The sequence below is a fragment of the Pedobacter sp. ok626 genome (genome assembly GCF_900100435.1).
Lineage (GTDB): Bacteria > Bacteroidota > Bacteroidia > Sphingobacteriales > Sphingobacteriaceae > Pedobacter.
The window spans coordinates 76,752-101,404 of the sequence record NZ_FNEX01000007.1; the positions used below are offsets into that span (position 1 = coordinate 76,752).

A 24,653-nucleotide genomic window follows, 5' to 3' on the forward strand; every position below is an offset into this window, starting at 1 on the left:
AAACAGCGCAAAATCTATTATATAAAATCAATAATTCTCCATCACCCTACACCATCGTAATGTTTAAACTAAAACTTTTTTTTAGAATTTACTTGCTCCTCTGCGGACTTGTAACTGCCACCTATGCACAATCAAATTTTAAGCTGGTTGAAAATTTTGACAACACTAAACCTATCTATGATAAAGTAGGCCGAGGCATCTGTGTTACTCAAAATTCTGTTTTAACCACTAAAGATGCCTACCTATGCTTTGGCGAGAAAACCTGGGCTAACTATGAAATTACTTTTAGCGCAAGAGTGCCGCAAACAGAGGAACAGGTACAAATTTGCGCGGGTTTCAGAGCTGCCAACCGCGACGACCGGTATATATTGATGTTAAAAGGCGGTATTCAAAAGTTTTTATACCTTGCACGTTTAGGCTATATGGGTTCAGATGATTATCTGACAATAAAGCAATTGGATTTTCAGCCGGTGCCGGGCAAATGGTATACCTTCAAGATACAGACAGCTAATAACCGTATCAGGGTATTTTTAAATAACGAAACCGAGCCCAGAATAGACTTTACAGATCAGTTATCTCGCTTTGCTCCTGCGGGTAAAGTAACGCTTGGAGGCAGTTGGATAACCAACGAATTCAAGAATTTAACAATCACTTCTTTAGACACTGCACACATAGGATCACAGTCGGTAAAAGAATATGCCCCAATGGCTATAAACAAAGAGGCCAAACGCATTGCCGAACGCAATCGATATAAGCCTTTATTGATAAATAAAATAAACGCTGGTCGTACCGAAATATCGCTTAACGGCAAATGGTTATTTGCCCCCGATTATGAAGTAGCAAGTGATGATATGGCTACATCGGCAACCGAAAGCGACCAAAAATGGCATGTAATGACTGTGCCCAACTTTTGGAATCCCCTAAGGGTGTGGCTATATGGCGAACGTTACAACGGTGGTAGCAAAGGCGTAGCCGACAATTTTTTCCAGAAAGAAACCGACCGCTGTGAGGCCTATACTTTTGATTATCAAAAAACTAAAACTGGCTGGTATAGGCACTGGATTACACTACCGCAGAGCGCAAAAGGCAAAAAGCTGCAGCTTGCTTTCGATGCGGTGTCAAAAGTTGGTGAGGTTTATATTAATGGTAAATTTGCTGGCAAACATATTGGAATGTTTGGTGATTTCAAGGTAGATGCAACCCACTTGATGCGTCCCGGCAAAAACCTGATTACCGTAAAAGTAGTATCCGAATATGTAAAAAACATAAAAGATCCCGACAAGGTAGTTGGTGTTGCTGTTACGGTTGATGTTACCGAAAAAATGGTAAAAGACCTTGCGCACGACTTCTTAACTGAAGATCCCGCCGGTATCTGGCAACCCGCATCATTAATTATTACCAACCTCGTAAGTATTGAAGATGTATTTATTAAACCCGGATTAACTGGTGCCGATTTTGATATTACCGTTAAAAATAACGGAAATGCTCCTGCCTCTTTTTCTGTAGCAACTGATATCAGCGATGCGAGCTTACCCAGCGTACTTTACAAAGGTCAATCTTTAACCGGTTTAACGATTAAAGCCGGTGAAGAAAAGACCTTTACTTACAGCATTTCTAATTTAAAGCCAAAGCTATGGTCACCCGAACATCCTAATTTGTATAATTTCAATTTTGCATTAGTCAATGAGGATGGCAAAACGCAGTTGGATGCCAAGGTTATTCGTTCAGGTTTCCGCACATTTAAAGTGCAGGGCGACCGCTTTTTGTTAAACGGGAAAAATTACTGGCTGCGTGGCGGCAACCAAACAGCACAACCGTTAGCACCAAATGATACTGCACTAGCATTTAAATTCAGTAGACTGATGAAAAAAGGTAACATCATGATCACTCGCACACACACTGCCCCCTACACTGAAACCTGGATGAACGCATCAGACGAGGTCGGTATTGGCGTAAGTTTCGAAGGCACATGGCCTTGGCTGTTTTTAGGGACTAGTATGCCCGAGCAAAACCTTATTGAGCTATGGAAAACGGAGTTTTATGATATCATCAAAAAATACCGAAATCACCCTTCGCTGATCATTTGGACCGTGAACAACGAAATGAAGTTTTATCAGAACGATCCAGACCTTGACCGCGCTAAAATCAAAATGCACATCATATCAGATGTGGTAAAGCAAATGCGGGTGATCGACCCCTCGCGTCCTATTGTTTTCGATTCAAATTACAAAAGAAACATAAAACGCTTTGGTGCCGATTTTTTTAAGGACATCGACGATGGCGACATTGAAGATCCACATGGGTACATTAACTGGTACAATGGTTCGCTGTTCGATCAATTTGATGGCCAGTGGCAAAAAGGCAATAAAACAGACGGCCGTCCGCTAATAAGCCAGGAAATGTCAACCGGGTATACCGATGAAACGGGGCACCCAACGCGGTTTTACAATTATATGCACCAAACCCCATCAGCACTTATTGGCAAGTATAGTTACGAGTATAACGACCCTAAATACTTTTTAACCAGCCAGGCATTCATTACCAAAGAACTGGCAGAGGCATTGAGGCGCAGTAATGATAAAGCAGCCGGAGTATTACATTTTTCGGCATCTACCTGGTTTACCAATGTATACCAACATGATAAAATAAAACCTTGGCCTGTTTATTATGAAATGAAGGATGCGCTGCAACCTGTTCTCGTATCGGCCGAGTTATGGGGAAGGCATTTTTATGCCGGCTCTCCTTTATTTACCCGTATCTGTGTGATAAACGATAAAGAAGATGGAAGCATATTGCCAGCAACCGAATTGAAATGGGAACTAACAGATAACACAGGGAAAGTATTTGCTAGCGGCCAAAAGCCCATTGCAGCCATTGAAAATTATGCCCGCCAATGGATTGAGCCTGAAATTACCATCCCCAAAAATCTCCCTCAACAGCGTGTTAACGGAAAGCTAGTTTTACGTTTACTGGCCGATGGAAAAACTATAGCCCAAAACAGTTACAATTTGTTGTTTATGAACCACAAAGAGTTGGATGCCGAAAAACTGCAGGGTAAAAAAATTGTGGCGGTTGACTTTAATAAAACTATTATCCCATCGCTGGAGTACATGGGCATAAAATATAAAAATGCAACTACCGTTACCGCAGCACTTGGGCAAAAAGCCGATGTGCATATTTTTTCGGGTCTTGATAGTGCCAACACCACCCCATCACAAATCAGCGAAATTAAATCTCTACTTCAAAAAGGTGGCCATATATTGATAACCCACTCGGGTAATTTTCCCCACAAACTGTTCCCAGAGTATATCAGAAGCATTGTCGAAGTGCCCAATGAAGTAGCGAATATAGACATACCCGAATCGGATATTTTTAATGGAATTGAGCCCCTTGATATAAGATATTTTAACAATAATAAAAGAGAAAAGCCAACTGTAATTGCTGATGCTTTCCGTATTAACCGCAGTCCCAACGTGGAACCACTTTCTTCATTTGTAAAAATTCATGGCTACCTGTCGAGCGATGTTGGAGCCCGGATGAAAGCGCTCGACAAAATCAAGGGCTTTCCATTGGTGAAAATAAAAGAAGGTGCAGGTAGCGCTATTCTGTCAGCAATATTATTTGAAAAGGCCACAACCGACCCAGTAGCAGCAAAACTGCTGGTTAACATTTTAACCGGGCTGGCTAAATAGTATACGTCATTCATTCAAAACTATATCAAATAAAAATGATGCGTAACAATTACGCATCATTTTTATTTTAACATGAAGTATTATTTTGATAAAACAAAATTAACTTTATACCATTGGAAAATATTAGTTATTCTGTATAGTTTTGACAGTCCATAGCCTTCGCATTATAAATTGCTAAAAAATAACTATCGATGAACAACCTTTACTTGTTAAGCAATGGCTTTGAAATGGATTAATAATGGTTATAAATGAGATTGATTTGTCGTAGCTTTAAAGTTGTATTCTTTTTTATCCCCTTTTGTTTTTGTGTTGCATTAAAAAGTTATGCCCAATCCTATGGCTTGGGATTTTCAAGTTATGAAAGCGTCCAGGATAAAAGAACTTCGCTTGATTTAAGTTCGAGTAAAACACTATGCTTTAACGGTAACTTCGAAATGGACTTTGATTTGGCCTTTTTCCCGAAGAGCCACTATTTTGGTTATATCTTCAGAATAATTGAAAATGATTTGCGTAATATCGACCTGGTTTACAATACCTCCGCCGAAAAAAAATACCCTTTTGACATTGTAGTAGGCGAAGCCCGTACAGGAATTTCTTTTAGTATTGATGCCAATAAGCTCTATGACCAATGGAACAAACTGCAGATAAAATTCGATTTTGACACCGACAGGATTATATTACATAGCGGTAAAAACATCTACATCAAAAAAGGATTACATCTTAAAAAGAACGCTTGTTATAAGATTTTCTTTGGAGTAAACAGCTGCGATGCGTTTCGCAGTACCGATACCCCACCAATGAAGATTAGAAACATTCGGCTATTTGACGACGGGAGAATAAGGTATCAATGGCCATTAAATGAAGCCAGTGGAACTATAGCTCATGAGATTATTACTCAAAACAACGGAGTGATTGTAAACCCTAAATGGGTTGCGGCGATGCATCATGAGTGGCAGGCTGTAAAAAGCTTTAAGATTAACGGGACAGCAAGTGTTGCGTTCGACTCCAATGCCGGAAAACTTTATCTCATCGCCACCGACTCCCTCTATACTTATTCGGTAAAAAACCTTGCTTGGGACAAAAATGCATATAGCAATGGAGAAATTATCCTTAACCGTGGCAACCAGGCTATTTACGACCGTTTTAGCAACAGCCTCTACAGCTTTTATACCGATAAAATGTTTGTAAGCAAGTACGACCCTGTAACCAAAAGTTGGGACAAAAATTTTAAATCCGATCGAATAACCAGTTACTGGCAGGTAAACAAATTTATTTCGGCTGCAGATAGCTCACTGTATATTTTGAATGGTTATGGCCGCCTGAATTACAAAAAGCAGGTTCAACAGGCCAACCTTGTAACGCGCAGCTGGGCCTTTGATAGCGTTAAAGGCGACTTTTATATGCCCCGCTACCTCGCGGCTTTAGGAACAAACGCTAATGCTGATACGGCCTATATTTTGGGAGGCTATGGTAGCAAAAGCGGCCAGCAGATCCTTAACCCAAAAAACACCTATGATATGATGCGCTTTGCGGTAAAAGATAAAGCGTTTAAAAAGCTTTTTGATTTAGCAGTCAAAGGTGAAGAATTCACGTTTGCCAACTCATTGGTAATTGATGACAAAACAAAGACCTATTACGGACTGGTATTTCCGCAACATAAATACAATTCATCGTTAAGGTTACTTTGCGGCTCATTAAATAATCCATCTTATGATTTAATTGGCGATAGCATACCTTATACCTTCCACGATATTCGTTCTTTTGCCGATTTATACTATTGTGCCGAGAGTAAAAAATTTATTGCAGTTACACTCTTGCGCGATGGCAAACAAACACAGGTAAATGTGTATTCGTTGTTGTCGCCACCTTACAACCCAGTTACACAGGCTGGTGTTAAGAGCAACGCCGATATTTTGCCATATATAGTTGGCACTTGCATTGTATTTTTTGGCGCTGTGATGTCTATTAGCTTCAGTAGAAAACGTAAAAAGGCTGTGGTTAGCCTCAAGATAATACCTACTCAAATTGTTGAAGAGGAAAAGGCTGACATGATCCCCTCCATGGTGGAAAATGCTCCGAATCCTAAACCTAAGGATAGCATCCCCATAAAACCTACAACAAACCCCACAGCGTTTGATAATAAAATAGAATATAAGAACACCATTCTGCTATTTGGAGATCTTCAGGTTTTTGATGCGGAAGGCATCGAGGTAACCAAACATTTTTCACCTTTGATAAAGGAACTGTTTTTAATCATTCTGCTACACTCAGTTAGGTGGGGCCGGGGTTTAAGTTCCGAAAAACTGAATGAGATTTTATGGCATGATAAATCGGTGAAGAATGCTAGTAACAATCGTTCGGTAAATATTGCCAAGTTAAAAAACCTGCTTGATCGGTTAACCGGGTGTAGCCTATCAAAAGACACAGGCTACTGGAAGATTGATATCGATAATACTAACATCTATGTTGATTATTATAACTATTTGAGTATAGTAAAAGATAAAAAAGACCTTAGCCATCAGAAGATAAAAAACCTGTCGGCTATCACGCTAAGAGGCAATTTTTTGTCGAACATTGAGTATGAATGGCTCGATGCGTTTAAATCAGAAATATCTAATGAAGTAATAGATACCTTTCTCCATTTCGCCCATTTAGAAAAAACAGCCCATGAGCCGGAATTTTTAATTGAACTGGCCAATTACATATTTTATTTCGACCAAGTAAATGAAGAAGCCATGACCCTGAAGTGTAATGCACTCGTTAGCCTTGGTAAACACTCGTTAGCTAAACAGGCCTTTGAAAATTTTAGCAGAGATTATAAAGCCATTTACGGCGAGGAATTCAAGCGCGGATTTCAAAACATCCTCGAATAAGCAAGCTACCTGCTATAGGTAACTTAATTAAATTAAATGGCGGCAGCAGAAATTGCTACCACCATTTAGTTGTTATTTAGGTATGTTCACCAATTTTGGTGCATTGTAATTGTAACGTTTGTTCACATTATCTGCCGTTCGGACACCAACCCTAACGTAGTACTGCCTGTCGGCACCTAAGGGGGCTTTTGTTGTTATACTAACTGTTCTGCCTAAATCGGGGTTGCCACTACCCCCATAAAGTATTCCGTTAACCGGCACAGTGGTACTGGTATAAGGAGCAACAGTATAATTTAGCTGCTGTGAAAGCAGGTTATTAAAGCTGTTGTTTCCAACCAGATCGGTAGTACCTACATACAAATAAGCATCGGTTACACTAAACTGGCGGCTTACATCAGTTGTGCCACGTGTAAACCTCACTTGTACGGTAACTGTTTTATCCGCATTTACCACAGGTTCTGCAACCCATTCAACTTTTAAAAACGGATCCACGGTGAAGTTTACGTTGGTGGTCCCACCTTTTATATCAACGGTTTTACTACCATTGTCAACTTCCAAACCCGTTGTTGAGCTGGTATAAACCAACGGTACAAAAGGCCCGCCCGACGGATAAATTCTGTACCTGCCTGTAAATACTTTGGTGTTAATATAAGTGCCATCGCGCTGCACGTTATAATCCTGACTGGTAACTCCTTCCCCATTGTTCCAGCTTAGCTCCCATACCCTTATAAATGTATTGCTTGTGCCTGCTTCGGTTTGCAAGGGTTGGCCAGTACTCGAGTCGATGATCGCACCGCTAAGTATTTGGTCGGGACCAGGATAAATATCATCTTTAATACAGGATGATAGCATCGATATTACCATAAAGGCCATTATTGGATATATTATTTTTTTCATGTTATTATCTCTTTTGAAAATTTGTTGCAGACCTAGTTAAGGGGTATTTTGGTCTAAAGCTGGATTTGTTCTGTTAAGTTCGCTTGACGGCAACGACTCGTAGTATGCCTTAGGGCCAAATGTGAACTGCACGTTTTTCTCCGACTTACGTTTATCGAAAATATAATTGCCGCTGTCTCTCACATATATTGGGTTTAATACAAACCAAACCCTGTTCTGAATTTCGGCATCACCAATTCTCCAGCGTCTAACGTCCCAATAAATTTTGTTCTCGAAAGCAAGTTCTTTACGTCTTTCTTTCCTTACAATATTAATATCATTTAAACTGGCGGCCGATGTTAACAGATTAGCCCCGGCTCTTGTACGAATGGCATTGATCTGTGTATATGCATCGATTAGGTAGCTGGTACCCTGATCAGAAGTAGCAATACCTGCCAAAATCAATTCGTAAGCGGCCTCGGCACGATTTAGCAGGACTTCGGCATAGCGCAATTCAACCCATGGTTGTACGCAAGAGGACTGGGTGATTTGTGATGCAGTTTTGCTTTCATCCAAATATTTACGTTGGAAGAAACCGGTCATGGTACCTGCATCCCGGCTTCCATATATACCACTTAGGCCTCCTGAGGCCAATTTTCCGGTAGGGGTGTAAGCTGTAACAGGCACATTAACTACCGGGTTTCCCAACTTATCGGTTGATGCAGTCATTACGGCCGTAACTGCACTCGAACTGGTATAAGGATTAGTGACAACAGGGTAAGGTTCAATACTACCCGCGAAAGGCGATATACCTGCCGCACTGCTACCTGTGTAGATTCCACGGCGTATATCAATAACCTGATTTTTAAACGTAGCACCCGGAACCAGTATACTACCTAATAAGCGTGGCTCAGCATTGGCAAAAAAGCTGTAAATAGTAGGATACTGTGCAAATTTGCCTGTGGTTTGGTCAATTGTTTTTAAAGAGCCATCGGCGTTCCTTGGTAAACCATCGTAAAGTTCAACAAGATCAAGTGTTGGATCATGGTAAGAACTAAAACCCAGCGGACTTTGCATCTGAACAGGAACCGCGTAAACGTCAAAAGCATGCGCTGAGTTGGTCAGGCTGTATTCCTTTACCAGCATCGATTCCTTGTTTGCGGGACTCACATCAAAAAACAAGTTGTAAAAGTTAACGGCTTTATCGGGCACCTGATTGTAGAGCGCATAAGGACCATTTGCTACAAATAAGGCAGCATTATAACTCTGTTTAAAATAGCGTACAGCCTCAGTAGCCGGGATACCTATAATACGCTTATCACCTACGGTAGATGTTTGGATAAGCTTATTATATTTTGCAATAGACCCTGCATATAACGCGGTGCGCGACAATATTCCTGCTGCCACATATTTATTAACTCTGCCCCTGTTTTCGCTTGTAGCAGGCAATAAGGTCATCGCTGCCGTAAGTTCAGCATTTATAAAATCCCAGGTTTCCTGCTCTGAACTTCTTTGCATAGTTACAGACTCTTCAGGGGTAAGCACTGAGACTACCAGGGGTACACCACCATATCTTTTAGCTAGTGCGTAATATGTGTATGCCCTTAAAAAACGTGCTTCGCCTAACCAACCATTAACTTGCTCGGTGGTAAAGTTTGATGAATACTGCGGTAATGTGGCTATAAAATAATTGGCATTGCGAATGAGGGCGTACGCGTCCGCCCAATACCCCGATGAACGGTTCATGTCTCCGCTTGTCAGGTTTTTGTTAAATAGCTCACCGGTAAATACATTAACATTCAAAATACTATTAACGGTGTTGAAAGAAGGGTTTGAGCCTGCGCCATTCCCATACTTAAAATCCTCTATAGGAAGACTGGTATATAAGTTAGCCATGTAGGCTGCTATGCCCGATGCGCCTTTAAACACATCGGCATCAGACACCAAACTAACAGGTGCAACATCTAACTTGTTGCAGGCCGTTGTCAGTAAATATAATACTGCAAATAAAAACAAGTTCTTTTTCATTTTCTCATTTAATTAAAAGGTTACGTTTACACCGAGGTTATATGTTTTGTTCAAAGGGTATTCGTTTGAGCGGTTGGTGTTTGGGTGTTCGGGGTCATAATTTTTAAGTCCGGTTACAGTGAACAGGTTGTAACCATTCCCATATATTCTTGCTTTTTGAACACCCACTATTTTACTCCATTTTACTGGTATCGTATAGCCTATCTCTAAGCTTTTGAGGCGCATATACGACGCATCTTGCTGATTGTATACTGATGAGGCGTTCGGGTTGGTACCCGATGTTGAATAATAGCCCGGAATGTACTGGGTATGTGGATCAAACATGTCGGCATTTGGGTCTACAGGGCGCCATCTGTCTAAGAAATAGCTAAACGCGTTATCATTAAACTGCAAAGGGGTTAACGAGGCGTCATTATAACCGATCGTTCTGCCCGCAGCGCCTTGAAATAACATGTTCAAATCAAAGTTTTGATAATTAAGCGCGATGGTTAAGCCCATATTCACCAATGGTATGCTACCGGTGGTTCCAATGATGTACTGATCGCGCGAATCGAACGTACCATCACCGTTCCAGTCCAGGTATCTATAATCGCCGGGGAGTAAATTCAGGTTACCGCTGCCATAGTTTACTTTCTCGTTGTAGATATCGCTGAACGAGTTAAAACGGCCATTGCTTCCGTAGCCCAGCAAAATGTCGTTGTACCTGTTTTGATTTGTGGTTGCCAACCAGTTAGCATACGAGTTTCCTGATGTTCCGCGTACTACCGAAACGTTTTTAGTACGGGTAACTGATGCATTTCCTGTTATAAAAATTCCAAGATTACCAATTCTGTTGCGGTGGGTGAACTGAATATCAACACCATTAGTTTGATTGCTGTTTAAGTTTTGTTGTGACAATGCGGCCCCTAATAACGATGGATAAGCTGATGTTGGTGCTGCAAGTATACCTTTCCGTTGTCTTTGAAATACATCAACCGAAAAACCAAACAGTCCTTTCCAAAAGTCGGCATCTAGACCAATGTTTATGGTGTGTATAGTTTCCCACGTAGCAGCTGTATTAGGGATCTCTCTAAAGCCGATATCTTTTACATATGTACCGTCAAAAACATAACCTTGGCCCTTACCTGTTACACTGCTTCCGGTTCCCGGGTAATCATATGCGGTTAAAAACTGGTAATCGACATTGCTGGCATTACCGGTTTGACCGTAAGAGGCGCGCAATTTCAGGTTATTGATAAACGAAAGTGAGCTATGGTTTTTAACAAAACCCTCTTCTGAGATGCGCCATGCAGCAGTTGCACCTGGAAAGAATCCAAACCTACGGCTTGGCGAAAAGTTAGATGACCCATCTCGCCGGCCTGTTGCATCAAGCAGGTATTTTCCTTTGTAGTCGTAGTGCAGTATACCGATTAGGCTTCTGGTGGCACTGTTAGTAGGGAAATCGCCGCCAACCTGCTGTGTATAGGATTGGCTGCCTATCGTTACATCACCACCTGCTGCCAACTGGTCGAGCGTGCTGATGGCAACAAACTTACGGCCCGAGAAGCCAAAAGTCCGCATGGTTCCTTCTTCATATAAAACAGAGCCGCTAACAGTATGTTTTTCTTTAATAGTACGGTTATAGTTTAACGAAAACTGCATTAAAGTATTTGGTGCCGTATTGTAATACTGCGAAACCACCGAAGGATTGTTTTGCTGCGAAATCATATAAGCTACGCTACCATCACTTTGCGGAACTGCCTGATAAAGGTCGAACTGTCTGTTAAAAGACTTATTATCATCAACAACATTATCATAACTATATAAACCTTTTACTTTTAAACCAGGAATAAACGGGACATTGTAAATAAGATCGAACGATGATTGCAAAGTTTTCTTATTATTGTTACGATAACCAACAATATCCAGGTCACTGTAGGCAACGGCGTTAAAACCATGGTCGCCAAAGTTGTTCAGGTGATTACCTGGATCGCCAGCATACGAAGGGTAAATTGGCGGATTACGGTATACGCTGTTAAACATCACCTGAAAATCCTGGGTAGGATAACGTCTGGTATCAGCAATATAGTTGAGATTCACGTTGGCAGTTAACCCCTTCGTGATATTGGCGGTAAGGTTTGTCCTGAAACTATATTTATTATACGTTTCTGCATTAGTTCTATAAAAGCTAGATTGGTTTACATATCCAGCTCCTATATAATAAGTTACTTTCTCTGTGCCTCCAGTTAGCGCAATATTACCCTGTTTTTGAGGCGCGTTTAGCCTGAAGGTTTCTGCAAACCAATCGGTGCTTTTTTTGGTGCCTCCTGGAGTAAATTCGGCTATCTGCGCATCGGTATAAGTTTTAACTGGGGCTGTGAGGCTGCGCATTGATTTTTCATTGATCAATGTCATATATTGCACTGCATCCAAAGGTGTTTGCACGCCTGCTGCATGTTGTATACCCTGATAATAGCTTAAAGAAATTTGCGAAGTACCGGCTTTACCTTTTTTAGTAGTAATCAATACGACACCATTTCCCGCGCGCACACCATATACAGCCGCCGATGCATCTTTTAACACTGATATGCTTTCAATATCATTTGGATCAAGGCGTTCAATAGTGGGACGCGGCACACCATCAACAATAAACAATGGAGTACCAAAGCCCCTGATATCGAAATTGTTGTTAAAGTTCCCTGGTTCTGAAGTATTTTGCACTATACGTACACCTGGTATTTTACCGGTAAGCATATTTGACAAACTCTGGCTTTTGGTTGTTTCAATTTCGGCCCCCGTAATACTTGCTACCGCTCCTGTAAGCGATACCTTTTTTTGTGTGCCGTAACCAACTACCACAATTTCGTTAAGTCCGCCTGTTTTTGCACTAAGTTGCACGTTAACAATTGTTTGACCGGCAATTTTAATTTCTTTGGTTTCATAGCCAACACTTGAAAAAATAAGTGTCGAGTTTGGATTATTTACATTTAACTTATATTGGCCTGCAGCATCGGTAACAACACCATTTTTTATGCCTTTTTCAACCACAGTTGCACCAGGTATTGGACTGCCGGTTTCGTCAGTAACTATGCCGGACAATGATAGTTTTTTATAAATATCATTATAAGTTGATAAATCACTTCCTATGTCACTTGTTACGGTGTTAATTTTTAAGTTCGGATGCTTGGCAAATGGGGCTGCATTAGCCCTTTCAAGCACAATAAAGAGTAATACAAGCAGGATTTTAGAGGCAGGGAGCCGCTTTATCCTGCACGTGAGTGCAGTAAAATTTTTATACATTTGAATTGGGTTAAAATAATTGGGGAATCTCAATTAACTGTTATCCGATAGCTAACTATGGCTACCATTTCCGCGAATGGTACGAACATTCCCGGTTTTATATTTTACTTAATATTGCTTGGCTATAATAATCCTCCTTTCTTTCACTATAAATGCATTTTTTATCGTTTTAACAACAAGCTAAAGCACATATTTTGAGCTTCGTCGTAATTCATTGGAAAATTAGCGTACCCCCACTAATAATTGCTTAATTTTTCATTAACAGGTTAAGAATGTGATAAGAGATAATAATATCTTAATATCAGCGTAGAATATTTGAGTTGCGACCTTTGAGTGGACAGTAGGTTACATCAGGAAAATTCTTATAGTCTCCAAAATACATAGTCTTTCTTTGCTACATTGTTTAACAAAACACGAAATGTCCACGTTAAAGGCAATAAGATCATAAAGAATGAGGGATAGCAATGGTCTCTGAGTAAAGAAATTTCTTCGGTACAGAAATCATTTTTATACCTTACTTTTGTCAAATGTCCGGAATTTACATCCACATCCCCTTCTGCAAAAAAGCCTGCACCTATTGCGATTTTCATTTTAGCACCTCGTTAAAGTACGTTGATGAAATGACGGATGCAATTTGTGCTGAGATCATTAAAAAAAAGGATAGGATAACCGATCAGGTGGGCAGCATCTATTTTGGTGGTGGAACTCCTTCCGTACTGCCAACAAAAGGATTTGAGAAAATATTCAATACCCTAACCCAACATTTCTCGATCTCATCGAATGCTGAAATTACTATTGAAGCAAATCCAGATGATCTGAATGCAAAGAAGATAGCGGAACTCAGGCAACTACCTGTAAATCGCTTCAGCATAGGTATACAGTCTTTTTTTGAGGAAGATCTAATCTGGATGAACAGGGCACATACTGCAAATGAAGCCGAGGATTGTATCAAACGCAGTCAGGATGCCGGATTTGAAAACCTGAGCATCGACCTGATCTACGGCTATCCATTATTAACAGACAGTAAATGGCTTAGCAATATCAACAAAGCCATTGAGTTTCAAACACCTCATATCTCAGCCTATTCTCTTACTGTTGAGCCCAGGACCGCCCTAGCCAGCGCAATTAAGAGAGGGCAACAACCACCAATAAATGACGAGCAAAGTGCAGCCCAGTTTATCACTTTAATAGAAAAACTAAAAGAAGGTGGCTTTGAACAATATGAGATTTCTAATTTCAGTCAGCCTGGGAAATATGCCGTTCACAATACCAATTACTGGCGTGGCATACCATATCTAGGCATTGGTCCATCGGCCCATGGTTTTGATGGTCAAACCAGATATCTGAATGTGGCGAACAATGCACAATACCTGCAACATTTGGAAAAAGGAGAATTGGCAGAAACTATTGAAGAACTTGACCTATACGATAGGTTTAACGAGTACATCATGACTTCCTTGCGTACGATGTGGGGAACTGATTTAAATAAAATCGCTGCAGACTTTGGGAAATTATTTTTAGCAGACACCCTAAAAGCGATTAAGCCTTTTATAGAGCGTACCTGGCTGACACAACAGGATAATCATTTGATTCTGACACAGGAAGGTAAATTATTTGCAGATTACATCGCTTCTGAATTATTTTTGATTCAGGATGACCATCTTTAACCATCAATATAATAAACATGAAGAATAAGGTTATTTGGATTACCGGTGCATCGTCCGGCATTGGTGAAGCATTAGTATATGCTTACGATAAAGCAGGTGCTAAACTTATCTTATCATCTCGCAATAGGGATGAACTTTATAGAGTTAAAAGCAACTGTAAAAGTCCTGTTAACATCCATGTACTACCATTAGATCTTGAAAACACAGCAGCTCTAACAGATAAAGCTGAAGAAGCGCTTCGCATTTATGGTCATGTAGATATACTCATCAATAGTGGCGGCATCAGTCAACGCAGCCTTGCCTTAGAAACAACCCTGCAAACAGAGCAGCGTCTGATGAATATTAATTTTTGGGGAACAGTTGCACTTACTAAAGCTGTATTGCCAAATATGATTGCTAAAGGTGGTGGAAAAATTGTTTGTATAAGCAGTCTGGTAGGTAAATTTGGCACGCGCTTTCGTTCTTCTTATTCGGCATCAAAACATGCTTTACATGGCTATTTTGATTCTTTACGCTCGGAAGTATTTGATAAAAACATCCAGATCACCCTCATTTGCCCGGGTTTTGTTAAAACCAATGTAACGCTAAATGCGTTAACAGCTACGGGAGCTCCTTATGGTATAAATGATCATGGCGTTGAAACCGGAATCACCCCAGAAGAGTGCGCGAAACAAATCATAAAAGCCGTCAATACTAATAAAGAAGAGGTATACATTGGTGGCAAAGAAGTGAAGGCCATTCTATTTAAACGCTTCTTCCCTTTACGTTTCTCTAAATATTTAAAAACTGCTAAAGTAACTTAACGCAAACGTTTGTGTTATTTTTTTTAATATTAGTTGACAACACACCTAAAGCCGGTATTTTCTAGTCCTGTATCAACTGAAGACTTCATTTTAGAGCTTACTCTGTAGCCTTTGCAGTAAGATGAATGGCACATGAAAGATCCACCTCTGATGATCTTTTTAGGAATGGTAGGCTCATCAGGATCAAAGCTTTCTGCAGGTCCTTTAGGATTGCTCTGTTTACCTTTCTGAGTTTTATAATAATCAGGTGTATACCAATCGGCAGTCCATTCCCACACATTGCCAGACATATCATACAATCCGTATCTATTTGCAGCGAATGACTTTACTGGAGCTACACTTGCAAATCCATCTGTTTTCAAATCTGTATAAGGGAATTCACCTTGCCAGGTATTTGCTTTGATCTTACCTGTAGCTAAATCTTCGTCACCCCAAGGATACTTCTTGCTTTTAAGTCCACCGCGGGCTGCATATTCCCATTCAGCTTCCGTAGGCAGACGCTTACCGGCCCATTTTGCGTAAGCCGCGGCATCTGTCCAGGACACTTGGGTAACAGGGTAATTATCTTTACCAATAATATCGCTTTTAGGACCTTGTGGATGCTTCCAGCTAGCGCCTTCAGTCCAACTCCACCATTGCGATACATCGTTAATATTTATACGTTTAACGGGCTTCTTAAATGTCAAGGAAGCTGGTTGCAGCAAAGCATCAGCTGGTTTAGGTGTTCCCGGTGGCAGCTGCTTTTTCAATTCCTCCCAATCTGGCTTCCGCTCCGCTTGAGTTACATAGCCCGTAGCTTTTACAAAACGTGCAAACTGCGCATTGGTAACTTCGGTTTCATCGATCCAAAAACCATCCACTTTCACATCATGCGCAGGATATTCATCCGGACGACCTTCAACATCGGCCGCACCCATTGAAAAATCTCCGGTTGGTATAAACTTCATTCCCTCATGCGAAGCCTTTCCTTTAGTCTCCTTTGAACCCAGGGAATCTATCCCTGTTATGGCTCCAAATCTTTTAGGTAGCTTCGCATCACAGCAGCTTAAATCTTTCTTCTCAGTAGTCGCAGCAGACTGCGCATTCGTATTATTTTTTTGCTTACAGGAAACAATAGAAAGCACTGCAAACAAGGATAAAATAGCTATTCTCACCGCGCTAAATTAATGATAAAAAGGACAGTACAAAAATCTGCTACCTCATTACACCGATTTTGTTACCTTCCCAGTCAGGAAACAGTACTTTATCGTTATTGATATTCAAATGCTTATCAGCGACCTCACTAAACACACTTCTAAAATCAGTAGTCACAGCAAGATCTCTACCATCTTCAAGATTCTCGATAGCCAGTGGATTTACAAGACCATGCACCAATCCACCATTAACGCCATTGCCCAAAATAAAGTTACAAGATGCCCTTCCGTGATCCGTTCCACCAGTACCATTTTGCTTTACAGTCCTACCAAATTCAGTCATTGTCATTACTGTTAGATCATCCTGATAAGTTCCCATATCTGTCCAAAAGGCCATCATACTTTGACTCAAATCATTTACATTTCTGGCAAAAATCCCGGTGTCAGCACCTTGGTTAAAGTGAGTATCCCAGCCTCCAGATTCAGCAAAGGCAACTTCCATTCCAACATCCATTTTTATTAACTGAGCGATCTGTTTCAACGAATTGCCCAGCGCCGAATTAGGATATACAGCATTATTTGATGGTTTATAGTTTTTTGTATCTACTTTCTGGAGCATTTTCATGGCATCAAAGCTTTCCTTTCCAGTTTCTTTTAACAAGCCAGATGAAGTGGTGTCATACAAATCTTCAAAGCTTTTTGCGGCCATGTTTGCACCTTTAACATTACCCCTTAACTGGATGTTAAAATCCTGCAGGTTGCTAATCGCTACTGCGGGGTTATCACCGTAAAAGGATCTTGGCAAAGATGAAGTTAAGCTAACACCCTGAAATGGGGTAGCTGCTTCATGCCCCAGTAAACCAACTGCACGGTTTAGCCAACCGCTATCTGTTCCTTTTCTAAAGGGAGTACCGGATTCCATATAATCCTGCGCATCGAAATGCGAGCGGGTATTATTTGGTGAACCTATACCATGTACGATTGCCATTCTCTTTTCCCTAAACATGCTTTCGAAAGCCGCCATTGAAGGATGCAGCCCAAAACGACCATCCAGATCTATTAAAGGCGTTGTTTTACCACCCTTAGCAGCGCTCATAAACAAGGTTGGCCGCGCAGCCTTTAAGTAATTATCAGTGAATGGGGTTACGGCCATTAAGCCATCCATTGCCCCGCGCTGAAAAATACACACCATTATCTTTTTCCTTTTAAACAAGCCCGGAGCTTTTGTTCCAGCAACAGCTTCGGCTAAAAAGCCAGGAATACCACCCATTCCGATGCCAAATAGGGCTAATCCACCTGCTTTTATAAATCCTCTTCTTGAAGTCATGATTATATCTTTAAGGTTTATTTACGTTGAAATTCTGGAGAGCCTATAATTACGCCGACTACTTGAGCCAACATGGTATTGTTACCAGTAGCGTAGGCAATTTTATTTGCTTTTTTGCCGTAGCCTTTGTTGGCAACCTTTGCTTCCTTTTTATCGGTTTGATCCATGCTTTGCATATCAGTACTAGCCATCGTATCCATAGTTGGAGGTGGCGAAGCTTTTGCGGCTGCAGTTTCTATCTTATTGACCAAATCCGGATCATTTAACATCGGTTTTAACCGTTTAACCGTTTCCTGTACATCACGTTCGGGCATAATCAGCTTACAATAAATCAGTAATGCTGCATCTGCACTTTCCGGCTCATGATTGTTGTTTAGCGAAGCCAGATTTATCTTAACTCCGGGAATCCTTTGCGTAGCTAAAGCCAGTCCAAAATTCATCCTATTTAACAAGGAGCCTGTATTGATCCAGTATTGTCCCTTATCCGGAAAACCAGTAGGTGCTTGATAAAAATACATCTTTTGACCCATTTTATTGATCCAGGTATATAGCTGATAAGGTTGTGTAATCTCCGCATTTAAGCTCCGTACTGCACTTATGGCTAACTCAAAAGGAGATTTTGTTTTCTCCCTTAAGGATTCTTTACTCCAAAATTCTGGGGAAGAAACCATAGTAATCATTACATCTTTAATATCACCATCCGTTTTAAGGAAGGTTTTAGCCATCTTATCTACCAACGAAGGGGCTGGATTATCACTAACAAACCTTGTAGCGATCTTTTTGGAAATGAATTTTGCAGTTGACGGATGATGCGCCAGCATGGTAAGTAGCTCCACTCCTTCGTCATATCCATGATTTGCAGGAAAACGTTTACCTAATACCATTTTCTCACCATTATCGTGTCGCGTTGGCATAAACAAAAAGTCGCCATCACGTACAAAACCACGTTTCTCTAACGTACTGGCATCCAATTTATCTAAAATATTTCTGCCTGCAGAGCCATAGCCATTATCACCCATAGGCGCAATACCCCAGCCCGTTAACACTCTAGCAGCTTGAGTAACATCACTTTGAGTATATCCTCCGTCTACACCCAAAGTATGTAATTCCATCACCTCACGGGCATAATTTTCATTCAATCCACCTTGTTTCTTTTTCTGCTGTTGCTTTTTATTCACCGCCGGATTTGCGAATGGCCGACCATTTGGGCGCCGATTTACTTTTTTAACACCTCCCATTTCCATCATCATACTGCCGTCATTATTGGCTACAGGATTTCCGCTACTTGAAAAGTTATCCAAATACGTCAACATAGCTGGAGACTTTGCCGTAGCCAGCAACAAGGTTTGAAACTTACCGGTAACATTAGGCCTGATCACATCCCGTTCATAAGCAGGAATAAATGATGCACTTTGATTTTTTGTTAGAGAAACATTGAAATGGTTAAACCAGAAATCGGTTAGTAATTCATGTAATTGGTTATTGGTATATGTCGCTCTAAGTATTTTTTGATTGAAAAACTGGCGGAAAAGTTCTTGTTGAGGCTTATAACCTTTCGACTCCATAAAAGCTTTTACTTTTGCTCTATATTCTTTTCCATCGGATTTATTGACAGAATCTTTATTGATTACCCCTTCCTTAACGGCCATTCGTACTGCTAAGCCATTACGAGGATATTTATTCTCGACCTCTGTATTACTCAAATTGATATCTTCATACTGACTTAAAGATTTATTTAAAGCTTCGTCATCAATCTTTCCATCCAGCTGTTTCAGAAACCACTTTTCCAGCCCCATCTTGACTACCTCATCAATATCTTCGGGTTTTGCCCCATAGGTAAACCTGCTTAAAAGATGTGCTGCAGCCTGTCGCTCGTCCAAGCCAGCTTGTTTATAAGGGAATGCAAATTTTACCGCAGCTAATTCTTCCTTCTGGAAGGCCGAACACAATACAGTAATAAAAAGTACGGCTACAAATGAATAGATAACTTTTGCTGGTGTTTTCATACTAAGTTACAATTTGATTATAATGCTATGACAATAGAAATCCAATAAGGATTAACCCAGTCTAAAAAAAATATTACTATCCTAAAAGTACAAAAAAATGGGCTACGATCCTCGCATTTAATTACATACCAACAATCCCCATGTTTTAATTCAGAAAAAGGACCGCAAAATCGTTTAGGTAAAATCCATCTTAAAACTTTCCACGTATCTGACTTTATAAAAACAGAAACTATGAAACGAATATTTCTTTCCGCAATTGCCTTAGTAGCTTTGGCATGCACAACACAAGTTTACGCTCAAAAAAATCCGATGGTTGGTGGAGCGGCCATGTATGCTACTAAAGACATTGTAGACAATGCGGTAAACTCTAAAGACCATACCACATTAGTCGCTGCAGTAAAGGCTGCCGGACTAGTTGAAACTTTAAAATCGGCCGGACCATTCACAGTTTTTGCACCAACAAATGAAGCATTTGATAAACTACCTGCCGGAACTGTCGCGACCCTACTAAAACCTGAAAACAAAGCAACGCTAACAAAAATATTAACTTACCATGTAGTGCCGGGAAAATGGACTGCTGCTGAAATTGAAAAAGCGATCAAAAAAGGCAAAGGTAAAGCAGAATTAAAAACCGCCAGCGGAGGTAAACTTTGGGCCTGGATGGAAGGTAAAAAGTTAATGATTAAGGACGAAAAAGGCGGTAGCGCAACCGTTACCATTGCCAACGTAATGCAGAAAAATGGTGTAATACATGTAGTAGATACAGTATTGATGCCTAAATAAGAAGCTGAGGGGGATTTGTGAAGGCCGGCCCTGGGGAGGTGCCGGCCATTTTTATTTGAGTATTTTTAAGAATAGTGTGTCTGCTAAGCTTACATCCAATCAGGCTTAGGCATATCTTTGAGGTAATAATCAAAAAATCCCATTACTTTTCTAGTAAAATCTTCACGATTTTCTTTCTTTTCCAATAGATGCCCCTCACCACGGTAATTAAGCATCCAGGCGGGTTTATTCAGCCTTCTGAGTCCTGTAAAGAACTCTATTCCTTGCTCCCAAGGCACAGATCCATCCTGATCATTATGCATCATCAAAACAGGAGTTTTTACGTTAGGTAGGCCAAACAAAGGCGAATTTTTGATATAGGCCAATGGATTATCCCACAAAGTTGTACCCATACGGCTTTGACTATGTTCATACTGAAACATCCTGCTTTGTCCGGTTTCCCAACGAATGCCGCCATAAGCACTCGTCATATTAGATACAATTGCCCCAGCCATAGCGGCCTTAAATATATTTGTCCGGGTAATTAAATATGCAGCCTGATAACCGCCCCAACTATGACCATTAATACCAATCCGATCCTTATCGATAAAATCATTCGCTGCAGTTAATGCCCTAACACCACTTACTATCGCATCATAAGAACTTGCTCCAGGCTCAGCTGTCCTAAAAACTACATCAGGAATAAAAACCAGATAGCCATTGCTCACCAAGTAAGACCAATTGACAACGGATTTCATGGCATCCGGGGCATTATATCGATGTAATAAATCGCTACGTTGTTCATAGAAATAAACGATCATCGGATATTTTTTACTTGGATCAAAGTTTTCTGGCTTACACAAAATACCTTGTAAAGAATCCTTGTTAAAACTTTCCCATGTAACCAACTCTGAGGTCCCCCAATTATATTCCTTTTGTTGAGGATTAGTAATCGATACCTTTTTTATGTTATTAAAATTCTGATCCGAATAATGCAATTCAGGGTATTCAATAAAATCTCCCTTTTTCCAAAGACAAGCAGTTCCATCTTCTGAGATCTTCAACCCACCATATGTATGACCGGAAAGGGCCAGTTTATCAAAGCTGCCATTTGGCTTAAGGACAAAATAACCATCTTTTTTGGTTTTAGATTGAAAAGCCGTAAAATATTGACCGGCTTTCAAATCTATATACCGCTCCGTTTTTTCCGGTTTGATGTATCTAAAGACAATGCCTTGTTTCTGCCCAAGACCCATTGTTAAGCAAACTGGTGCATTTTTACCTGAAGCATCAATTTTCCATAAATCATATTTACTATGTACCAAAAACCAATGGCTTTCTGTGTCCCAGCCAGCATCCCCATAATGAGTAGAGTGCATAGGCATATCCAGCTCATCATTGTAAAAAACATCCTTGATATTGCGGGTAAGGTTTCTTTTCTCCAATGTTTTTGTATTCATGCTGTACCAGGAACTATCCATTGGCTCGTACCAGCTGACATACTGCTTATCAATGGAAATTTTTGGAATATAATATTTCCTTTCCAGCACCATTTTATTTTTCCCGGTCTCCATATTAACCAGGTAAACATCGTACAACCTACTTGGTTCAATCCCGACTAGTTTTTGATATCTCAAATCACTAAAGCCAATGGATATGTCTTCTTTATCACCTTCTGGAAACTGCAAATAAGGCATTTCTGAATCGCTCAGCGGAACTACTTTTTTATTTCCAATTACATATTGATAAAAATTACTCGTGTTTGTGACGATTCCCTTTTTATCCATAGGAGGGATTGTTGACTGATCCCATTTCCAAATATCAACCAGAGCTTTCTTTTTCTTAACGCTATCGGCTACAGTATAGGGGCTACTTTTAAAGTAAACTTTTTGCCCATTTGCAGAAAAACTAAGGAGCTCATTCGCTGAGATCCGATATCCTGAAGGTAAGCCCCGCGTGCTATTGGTAATTGAATCTAATCGCTGTCCACTTTTAGTTTTTACCACACAAATCTTGTACAAGGTATCCTTAGCTTTTATAGCTTCAGAGATATAAGCCAATTGATCCGACTTTTTCGAAAATGTAGCCATTGTATAATTCACCTTTCCCGATGCGATCACTTTCTTCTGACCAGAAGGGATATGAAACAGCGACAGCCTACTGATTTTCCTTTCCTGCTGCAAAATCAAAATGTAATTCTGATCATCTGAATACCTATGCTTTAAAACAGATTCAAATACCACAGAATCTTTGGAGGCAGGATTGTAAAGCGTCAAATTGTTCAAGATTGTAGTCTTCTTAACCGTAGAATCAGCTTTGCTTTTACGAATAATCTGTAACAAACAGGGAGATGATTTTATAAAGCTAGCGGTTGGCTGTCCTTTAAAGTCGGTCAACTCCCCGGTTAACAAGTTGCGCAGTCGAAAAACTTTATTCTTCGCTTCTGCCCCGGAAGAGACCATGTAAGTACAGAACTTTGAATCAGCACTGAACTGTAGATTTGCTCCATTAGGAATGGAATCCATCTTTTCTCTATTCCCTAATAAAAGGAGTTGGAATGCAGCTTTGTTTTTGATCTCATATCCGAACCATTTACCATTCGGGGAGATATTATCACCCGAGAGATATTTCCAACTGTTATAAGTAGTATGGTCTAACGCTTTTTTGGATTGCCCAGATAAATCTTTCGCAAATAGCAGAAAGAAAAATACGAGCTTATAATACAGAATTACTTTTGTCATTAATCAAGGAATAATATGGGCTAATCTCTTTTATATTGGGGGATCGTTGGGTTAAGACTGATAACTTTGGGAGGCAAAGGCAAAATGTACCTCGGATCATTGGCGGGAAGTGTCCAACTCTGGCTACCTGCAGTATGAACAATATCCTTTTTCAAGTCAGCCTCTCTGTTCAATCGTTTCAGGTCAATCAGACGAGTACTTCCTGCAAAAGCGAATTCTCTACGTCTTTCATCTAGTACAATCTTTAATGCAGTTTTAGCATCAACCAATGGCAATGGTTTATTACCAACAATACGCATATTACGCAAGTCATCCACTAAAGCCAAAGCTTTTTGAGCGTCACCTTTACGAGCATATCCCTCTGCAGCAATCAAAAATAATTCTGAAGAATTAAAGCCTAAATTAAAAAACACATAAGGCACCCACATGCTTTTCCCTGGAAAATCGTAGGTCTTATTAGAAAGCGTAAAACGCTCATCAGCAAAGAAAAGTAATCTACGCTGATCTATTGCGCCAGTGGGTAAATCTCGGGTGTAGGTGGCCAACAAATCTGTACTGGCATAAATCTTCGCAGAGAGGTTAATCAGTCCATCTCCATACCTTGCATAAACACTCTCTACATTGTCCTTAGCTTCTGGAAAGACCTTACCCGTAACCTTGTCATAGATCCGTCCTACCCCATTGCCTGCAGGATTTATGCTATACAATTTCATATCTGTTAACGACTTATTGTCCAGCATTGCTTTCTCTGCATAAATCCTTGCGTTCTCATAATCCCCCATATACAAATACATCTTCGCCATAAATACATTGCCGACTTGCTTCGAGGGCTTAAAACGATGTGGTGTCGTGGTCGACAAATGAGGTAAAGCTTCATTCAAATCCTTTAAAATCTGATCGTAAACTTCTTGTACCGTATTGCGCTTATAAGTTTTATTGATATCTTCAGATAGAACTAGAGGAACACCTAAATCATTAGCAGCAGAATTAGCATCATAATCTTTTGCATAAGTATTTACCAGCAATAAATATTCAAAAGCACGACCAACTTTGGCTTCCGCGGCCAAGGCTTGCTTTTCTTTTGCGCTTCCATCGGTACAAGAAAGTACATTATTGATGACCACATTAAAAGTGTAAATTCTCTTATAGGCATTTTGCCACAAAGGATCATCCATTCCAACACTAAAAACTGCACCGGGAGCAAAAGAGTACAGATTCCGTTGACCTTCATCCGCCAATTGATATTGACCAAGAAGAACTGATAAATCGCCCAATAAGGCATCATCCGTTAGGTAAACGGTATTAGAATGATCTGCACTCATCATTGTCTTGAGATTCAACAATTTCACATAGTCATCGTAAAATTCAGGAATCTGAATTCCTTTTGGCTTGATATCAAGGTATTTTTTGCAGGAAGGCAATAAAAACAGCAGCAAAGCCGATAATATTAATGTTATATTTTTCAT

14 protein-coding genes are annotated in these 24,653 nt (G+C 40.3%); 5 read left to right on the forward strand and 9 right to left on the reverse strand.

All coding sequences use genetic code 11. From position 1 onward, the window contains the following. Positions 1-59 precede the first annotated feature (59 nt). Positions 60-3,692 carry a glycoside hydrolase family 2 protein gene (locus tag BLS35_RS11695; protein ID WP_090781112.1) on the forward strand — a complete coding sequence of 1,211 codons (3,633 nt, stop codon included), beginning with the start codon at positions 60-62 and terminating at the stop codon, positions 3,690-3,692. Between the two features lie 248 nt (positions 3,693-3,940). Beyond that, positions 3,941-6,565 carry a Kelch repeat-containing protein gene (locus tag BLS35_RS11700; protein ID WP_090781114.1) on the forward strand — a complete coding sequence of 875 codons (2,625 nt, stop codon included), beginning with the start codon at positions 3,941-3,943 and terminating at the stop codon, positions 6,563-6,565. Between the two features lie 72 nt (positions 6,566-6,637). Here the strand turns inward: BLS35_RS11700 and BLS35_RS11705 are convergent, their stop codons facing one another. From BLS35_RS11705 to BLS35_RS27780, 4 genes are all read right to left on the reverse strand, one after another. Further along, on the reverse strand, positions 6,638-7,462 hold the full coding sequence (locus tag BLS35_RS11705) for a DUF3823 domain-containing protein (protein ID WP_090781116.1): 825 nt from the start codon (positions 7,460-7,462) through the stop codon (positions 6,638-6,640). 36 nt (positions 7,463-7,498) lie between these two features. Further along, on the reverse strand, positions 7,499-9,469 hold the full coding sequence (locus tag BLS35_RS11710) for a RagB/SusD family nutrient uptake outer membrane protein (protein ID WP_090781118.1): 1,971 nt from the start codon (positions 9,467-9,469) through the stop codon (positions 7,499-7,501). A gap of 12 nt (positions 9,470-9,481) precedes the next feature. After that, positions 9,482-12,748: a SusC/RagA family TonB-linked outer membrane protein gene (locus tag BLS35_RS11715; RefSeq protein ID WP_090781119.1), complete on the reverse strand. Its 3,267-nt coding sequence runs from the start codon at positions 12,746-12,748 to the stop codon at positions 9,482-9,484. Between the two features lie 362 nt (positions 12,749-13,110). Further along, entirely contained in the window at positions 13,111-13,338 is a 228-nt protein-coding gene (locus BLS35_RS27780; RefSeq protein ID WP_165973293.1) for a hypothetical protein, read from the reverse strand. On the opposite strand from BLS35_RS27780, the gene hemW reads away from it, so the two are divergent. Both hemW and BLS35_RS11725 read left to right on the forward strand, forming a co-directional pair. Then, positions 13,276-14,415: a radical SAM family heme chaperone HemW gene (gene hemW, locus BLS35_RS11720; RefSeq protein ID WP_090781121.1), complete on the forward strand. Its 1,140-nt coding sequence runs from the start codon at positions 13,276-13,278 to the stop codon at positions 14,413-14,415. The two genes, BLS35_RS27780 and hemW, sit on opposite strands and share 63 nt — an antisense overlap. Before the next feature lie 17 nt (positions 14,416-14,432). Next, positions 14,433-15,218: an SDR family oxidoreductase gene (locus BLS35_RS11725; protein ID WP_090781123.1), complete on the forward strand. Its 786-nt coding sequence runs from the start codon at positions 14,433-14,435 to the stop codon at positions 15,216-15,218. A gap of 29 nt (positions 15,219-15,247) precedes the next feature. Here the strand turns inward: BLS35_RS11725 and BLS35_RS11730 are convergent, their stop codons facing one another. The 3 genes from BLS35_RS11730 to BLS35_RS11740 are packed head-to-tail and all read right to left on the reverse strand — an operon-like array spanning position 15,248 to position 19,684. Further along, positions 15,248-16,372 (reverse strand): formylglycine-generating enzyme family protein, encoded by a 1,125-nt coding sequence (locus BLS35_RS11730; RefSeq protein WP_254778843.1) that lies wholly within the window; start codon positions 16,370-16,372, stop codon positions 15,248-15,250. Positions 16,373-16,412: 40 nt separating this feature from the next. Continuing rightward, positions 16,413-17,678 carry a DUF1501 domain-containing protein gene (locus BLS35_RS11735; RefSeq protein WP_090781125.1) on the reverse strand — a complete coding sequence of 422 codons (1,266 nt, stop codon included), beginning with the start codon at positions 17,676-17,678 and terminating at the stop codon, positions 16,413-16,415. A gap of 17 nt (positions 17,679-17,695) precedes the next feature. Beyond that, a complete protein-coding gene (locus BLS35_RS11740) occupies positions 17,696-19,684 on the reverse strand; it encodes a DUF1800 domain-containing protein (protein WP_090781127.1) in 1,989 nt (662 codons plus the stop codon). 231 nt (positions 19,685-19,915) lie between these two features. On the opposite strand from BLS35_RS11740, the gene BLS35_RS11745 reads away from it, so the two are divergent. Further along, a complete protein-coding gene (locus BLS35_RS11745) occupies positions 19,916-20,467 on the forward strand; it encodes a fasciclin domain-containing protein (RefSeq protein WP_090781129.1) in 552 nt (183 codons plus the stop codon). Positions 20,468-20,556: 89 nt separating this feature from the next. On the opposite strand, the gene BLS35_RS11750 is transcribed toward BLS35_RS11745, so the two are convergent. After that, positions 20,557-23,187, reverse strand: coding sequence for an alpha/beta hydrolase family protein (locus tag BLS35_RS11750; RefSeq protein WP_090781131.1), 2,631 nt, complete (start codon positions 23,185-23,187; stop codon positions 20,557-20,559). A 20-nt stretch (positions 23,188-23,207) separates the two neighbouring features. Next, entirely contained in the window at positions 23,208-24,653 is a 1,446-nt protein-coding gene (locus BLS35_RS11755; RefSeq protein WP_132225983.1) for a RagB/SusD family nutrient uptake outer membrane protein, read from the reverse strand.

Bases quoted from the DNA above. Each gene is read 5' to 3' on its own strand.
- BLS35_RS27780 (WP_165973293.1), bottom strand. From the start codon at position 13,338: ATGAAAATCGCAATAGGTGCAGGCTTTTTTGCAGAAGGGGATGTGGAT.
- BLS35_RS11710 (WP_090781118.1), bottom strand. From the start codon at position 9,469: ATGAAAAAGAACTTGTTTTTATTTGCAGTATTATATTTACTGACAACG.
- BLS35_RS11705 (WP_090781116.1), bottom strand. From the start codon at position 7,462: ATGAAAAAAATAATATATCCAATAATGGCCTTTATGGTAATATCGATG.
- BLS35_RS11700 (WP_090781114.1), top strand. From the start codon at position 3,941: ATGAGATTGATTTGTCGTAGCTTTAAAGTTGTATTCTTTTTTATCCCC.
- BLS35_RS11750 (WP_090781131.1), bottom strand. From the start codon at position 23,187: ATGACAAAAGTAATTCTGTATTATAAGCTCGTATTTTTCTTTCTGCTA.
- BLS35_RS11695 (WP_090781112.1), top strand. From the start codon at position 60: ATGTTTAAACTAAAACTTTTTTTTAGAATTTACTTGCTCCTCTGCGGA.
- BLS35_RS11745 (WP_090781129.1), top strand. From the start codon at position 19,916: ATGAAACGAATATTTCTTTCCGCAATTGCCTTAGTAGCTTTGGCATGC.
- BLS35_RS11755 (WP_132225983.1), bottom strand. From the start codon at position 24,653: ATGAAAAATATAACATTAATATTATCGGCTTTGCTGCTGTTTTTATTG.
- BLS35_RS11735 (WP_090781125.1), bottom strand. From the start codon at position 17,678: ATGACTTCAAGAAGAGGATTTATAAAAGCAGGTGGATTAGCCCTATTT.
- BLS35_RS11715 (WP_090781119.1), bottom strand. From the start codon at position 12,748: ATGTATAAAAATTTTACTGCACTCACGTGCAGGATAAAGCGGCTCCCT.
- BLS35_RS11740 (WP_090781127.1), bottom strand. From the start codon at position 19,684: ATGAAAACACCAGCAAAAGTTATCTATTCATTTGTAGCCGTACTTTTT.
- BLS35_RS11725 (WP_090781123.1), top strand. From the start codon at position 14,433: ATGAAGAATAAGGTTATTTGGATTACCGGTGCATCGTCCGGCATTGGT.
- hemW (WP_090781121.1), top strand. From the start codon at position 13,276: ATGTCCGGAATTTACATCCACATCCCCTTCTGCAAAAAAGCCTGCACC.